The sequence below is a fragment of the Prevotella sp. P5-64 genome (assembly GCF_002251285.1).
Classification (GTDB): Bacteria; Bacteroidota; Bacteroidia; order Bacteroidales; family Bacteroidaceae; genus Prevotella.
This window is the reverse complement of record NZ_NPJK01000070.1, coordinates 1-4,371: the sequence shown is the minus strand read 5'-3', so window position 1 is coordinate 4,371 and position 4,371 is coordinate 1. Positions and strand designations below refer to the sequence as shown.

At 47.4% G+C, this 4,371-nt stretch carries 5 protein-coding genes and 3 tRNA genes; 3 read left to right on the top strand and 5 right to left on the bottom strand.

Annotated features, from left to right (window positions below; genetic code table 11):
* The first annotated feature begins 136 nt into the window (after positions 1-136).
* The gene (locus tag CIK87_RS12510; protein ID WP_094387448.1) at positions 137-559 is read left to right on the top strand and encodes an Hsp20/alpha crystallin family protein; all 423 of its coding nucleotides are present in this window, start codon (positions 137-139) and stop codon (positions 557-559) included.
* 55 nt (positions 560-614) lie between these two features.
* On the opposite strand, the gene CIK87_RS12505 is transcribed toward CIK87_RS12510, so the two are convergent.
* The 4 genes from CIK87_RS12505 to CIK87_RS12490 all read right to left on the bottom strand — a co-directional run bounded on the left by CIK87_RS12505 (position 615) and on the right by CIK87_RS12490 (position 2,679).
* Positions 615-1,859 (bottom strand): NAD(P)/FAD-dependent oxidoreductase, encoded by a 1,245-nt coding sequence (locus tag CIK87_RS12505; RefSeq protein WP_094387447.1) that lies wholly within the window; start codon positions 1,857-1,859, stop codon positions 615-617.
* A gap of 2 nt (positions 1,860-1,861) precedes the next feature.
* On the bottom strand, positions 1,862-2,425 hold the full coding sequence (locus CIK87_RS12500) for a sugar O-acetyltransferase (RefSeq protein WP_094387446.1): 564 nt from the start codon (positions 2,423-2,425) through the stop codon (positions 1,862-1,864).
* An 89-nt stretch (positions 2,426-2,514) separates the two neighbouring features.
* Positions 2,515-2,585: transfer RNA gene (locus CIK87_RS12495), tRNA-Gly, on the bottom strand.
* Positions 2,586-2,603: 18 nt separating this feature from the next.
* A tRNA-Thr gene (locus tag CIK87_RS12490) sits at positions 2,604-2,679 on the bottom strand.
* A 181-nt stretch (positions 2,680-2,860) separates the two neighbouring features.
* Here CIK87_RS12490 and CIK87_RS12485 point away from each other — a divergent pair.
* Positions 2,861-2,943: transfer RNA gene (locus CIK87_RS12485), tRNA-Tyr, on the top strand.
* A 25-nt stretch (positions 2,944-2,968) separates the two neighbouring features.
* Positions 2,969-3,508 (top strand): phosphodiesterase, encoded by a 540-nt coding sequence (gene yfcE / locus CIK87_RS12480; RefSeq protein ID WP_094387445.1) that lies wholly within the window; start codon positions 2,969-2,971, stop codon positions 3,506-3,508.
* A gap of 126 nt (positions 3,509-3,634) precedes the next feature.
* Here the strand turns inward: yfcE and CIK87_RS12475 are convergent.
* A partial coding sequence (locus tag CIK87_RS12475) for a transposase (protein WP_144008070.1) occupies positions 3,635-4,371 on the bottom strand: 737 nt, incomplete at its 5' end.

The window sequence follows — 4,371 nt, the reverse complement described above, 5'->3', positions numbered from 1 at the left end:
GCATCGTGGGGTAAGGGGATGGTGGCTACATATTGATGTTGTGCTGTTGCTTTTTACTGAAAGCTGCTACTAACGACTCATAAATCTACCCTTAATCGTGTATTGGATGATAGTTGCGGATTTTAGGGAAAATATTATGATGTACCCAACACGTAACAACTGGTTAGACTCTGCTTTTGATGAGTTCTTTGACAACAATGGTATGCTGCGCACCAACACTACAGCGCCTGCTGTAAACGTAAAGGTCAATGCATTGGAATATACTATGGAGATTGCCGCACCGGGCATCAAGAAGGAATATTGCCGGATAAGCCTTAACAAGGATAACAATCTTGTTGTAAACATCGAGAACAAGATGGAGCACAAGCAGGAAGAGCGTAATGAGCACTACCTGCGTCGCGAGTTCTCTTACGGCAACTACGAGCAAGCCTACATCCTGCCCGAAGATGTAGACCGTGAGAAGATTTCAGCCAAGGTCGAAGACGGCATACTGACAATAGTTCTGCCCAAGTTCAACAAGGAAGATGTCAAGGTAGAACGTCAAATCAAAATCGGATAATCTGAAACAAAAATAGATGGGGGATGCAGCTCACGGCTGCATCCCCTGTTTCGTTTTAGGCCTTACCGATATTCATACCCACTACATAGCCCATGGTCCATGCCGCCTGGAGGTTAAAACCCCCGGTGATGCCATCGACATCGGTCACTTCGCCTGCGAAGAACAGGTGCGGGCAGTGCTTGCTCTCCAAGGTATTGAGGTTGAGTTCGCCCAAGGCTACGCCGCCACAGGTGACAAACTCGTCTTTGAATTTGCCCTTGCCGGCGATGGCATACTGGTCATTGGTAAGCGTGTCTATCAACTTGTTAATCATCTTCTTGCCCAGTTCTCCCATACGCCGGTCGGCGGGGCATCCACACTTCTCCAGAATGTATGTCCACAGCCGTAATGTAAGGTTGAACGGGTGTAAATTGCCCGCCATCTTATTCGCGTTGCTGGCTATAAACATATAGAACTCCTGCTCAACCTCATGATGATGCGTGCGGTTAATCCAGTTGACCGCCAAAGTGGAGTGATAATCGGCATCGTGAAGAAAGCGGGCGGCATAGGATGACAGTTTCAGCACGGCAGGTCCGCTCGCGCCCCAATGGGTGATAAGCAGCGGTCCTTCTGCCTTGAACTTGGTAGAAGGAATAGAGACTGTGACAGGATTGACCACGGTTCCCATCATGCTCTGCAGTCTGCGGTCATTGATGGTCAGCGTGAAAAGCGAGGCTACAGGCGATTCCAGTTTACGTACCACCGGTGATAAAAACTCCCAACCCTTCATTTGAGGTGACCCGCCAGTCGTTACAGCCACACGGTCATAATGTTGCTTCTGCGTAGCGCCTGCCTGCCCGCATGTAGAGGTAAGGCACAGTTTCCCGTCGGGCGTTTGCTCTATGCTCGTGATGGTGCATCCGAGTCTGAACTTCACTCCCAACTGTCGAGCGGTAGAGATGAGGCAGTCTATGATGGACTGCGAGTCTTGCGACTGCGGAAAAACGCAGTTGTCCTCTTGGGTTACAAGAGGAACGCCATGGTCTTCAAACCACTGATAGACATCATCGTAATCGAAAGTGTTGAACAAACGCTTTATAAGCTTATGCCCGCGTGGATAGGCATTGCTCAAGTCGGCAATATCTGCAAACGAATTGGTAAGATTGCATCTTCCGCCACCGGTAATTGCCACCTTGGCCAGCAGCTTGTTGTTCTTCTCAAAGATGCAGACATCTGTGTCAGGATAATAGTGCTTGGCGGTAATGGCAGCAAACAATCCGGCTGCGCCTCCGCCGACGATGGCGATATGCAGAGTAGGCATGGTCAGGTATGGTCTATATGTTTAATGACTTTGCAGGGGTTGCCTACGGCAATACTGTTGGCTGGAATGTCTCGGGTAACCACCGAGCCGGCTCCTATGGTGCAGTTGTCGCCAATGGTGACGCCAGGCAGAATAGCCACGCTACCGCCTATCCAGACCGAGTTGCCGATGGTGATGGGGCGCGCCCATTCCACACCTTTGTTTCGCTCTTCGGGATTGGTGGGGTGGCAAGCCGTGTATAGGCTCACATTGGGGCCGATGAAGACATGGTCGCCTATTTTGACAGGGGCTTCGTCGAGAATGGTAAGGTTGAAGTTGGAAAAGAAGAAGTCGCCCACCTCGATATTGCGGCCATAATCGCAATAGAAGGGCTGGTTGACGATGGGCCTGACACCACACTTGCCGAGCAGGGCTCTGATGGCTTTTCCCTTGTTGGTATAATCGGAAGGTCTGATTTGGTTATACTGCCATACCAAGTCCTTGACCCTGTTCAATTCGTTGATGAGTTCAGGGGCGAGAGCGTCATATACCTCTCCGCTCACCATCTTTTGCCACGAATCTGTCATAAATGTGTCGCTGTATGCTATGAAACGATGTGTAAATAAACAAAAAATGCTCTGCATCATCATGATTACAGAACATCTCTACATATTTGAGCGGAATACGGGAATCGAACCCGCCTCCCAGGCTTGGGAAGCCCGTGCACTACCGATGTGCTAATTCCGCTTATACTTACTCCTGAAATGGAGCCGATACCGGGACTCGAACCCGGGACCCACGCATTACGAATGCGTTGCTCTACCAACTGAGCCATATCGGCAATTGCGATTGCAAAGATAAGCGTTTTTTCCGTAATATCAAAATAAAGGGGAATAAAAAGTTTGAGCCATACCCGATTAATCATCCCAGCCACCGCGCAGACAATATTTGTGGCAAAAAAGTTGGTCAAACCTTTGGCAGTGTCGGCTAAAATGTATACCTTTGCACTCGCAATTGAGCAAGGGTGGTTACCAGAGTGGCCAAATGGGGCAGACTGTAAATCTGCTGGCTTTCGCCTTCGGTGGTTCGAATCCATCACCACCCACATCTTTTACCAAATATTTATTAGAATGAAATATTTGATTGTTTCCGATATCCACGGTTGTTTTCCCACTTTACAACAAGTTTTGTCTTATTATGATTCCGCAAGTTGCGATATGTTGCTCATCTTGGGCGATATCCTCAATTACGGTCCTCGCAATGGTTTGCCCGAAGGGTTGAACCCTAAACTTATAGCCGAGACGCTGAACGCAATGGCAGACAAGATAGTAGCCATACGTGGAAACTGCGACTCGGAGGTAGACCAGATGCTGCTCGATTTCCCCATCATGGCTGATTATGCTCTGGTGGTCGACAATGGGCGCAGACTGCTGCTCACCCATGGCCATAAATATAATAAGGAGAACATGTTGCCTGGCAAATACGACGTCGTGTTCAGTGGGCATACGCATCTGTGGACTTTAGAGAATGAAGAAGACACTGTATTCTGCAATACCGGTTCTATCACATTCCCCAAAGGAGGCAACGTGCCAACCTTCGCTATCTACGAAGATGGAGTGGTCGAAATACGCCATCTCAATGGCGAATTGCTGAAAAGCATTGGTTTATAAAAATACCGGATAGATAAAAAGGGTGCATCAATATGGAATTGATACACCCTCAAATGATATAATATGGAGTGAATTAATGTCGGCGTCCTGTCACAGGTGGCCGACATTTTTATCCCAAATCGGTCATTAGGATTTCTCTGTGTCGTACGGCAAAGAGAAATCCTTTAATTTTTCCCATATAGATAAGAATGATTGTCGTGTTTTTAGTGATCTAGCCAAATATAGGATGTGCTTGTCTTTTGTTTTTCCCAGATAGGCTGGCGTCGATATCAACTCGTATCGGATAGTCTTCAGAAATTTCTTCTTGTTGGAATTGATCAGCGCATGTCTGAACAACGACATAAAGTTATATGCCATAACAATGAAATTCCCACATGCCTCTGTTGCCCAGAAGTTATTTGTGACAAAGTCATCGATGGAGAAATCATTCTTCAATTCTTTTATCCTATTCTCAGAATCCGCTCTTCCGCGATATGAGTCATATACAATCTTGGCCGGCAGGTCAAGGTCTGTTACAAAGCAGCTGTATCGGTATTTTCCGAAATCCTGCTCATCCTCAAAAAGCTCCAGTTGCTTGATTTGCTTTCCTGCAGCTTTGGGGCGCTTGTCTATTTCTTGCCTGACCATCACAATGCGTCTAGGCTTCTCCCAACCGTTTGCCTGATAGATGGTTTCGGATATTTCCAATCCGTCTGTTAGCTCTATCCATTTGCGTTCATGGGTGAGACTGTACTTTATACGATTGTTGAAACGGCAGGCAATGATATAGTGTAACCCTTTCATTTCCAGATAGTCAAGTATTTCCTTCGCAAAGAAACCGCTATCCATGCGGACCAGCCCGACACGTTTGCCCTCAAGTTTTG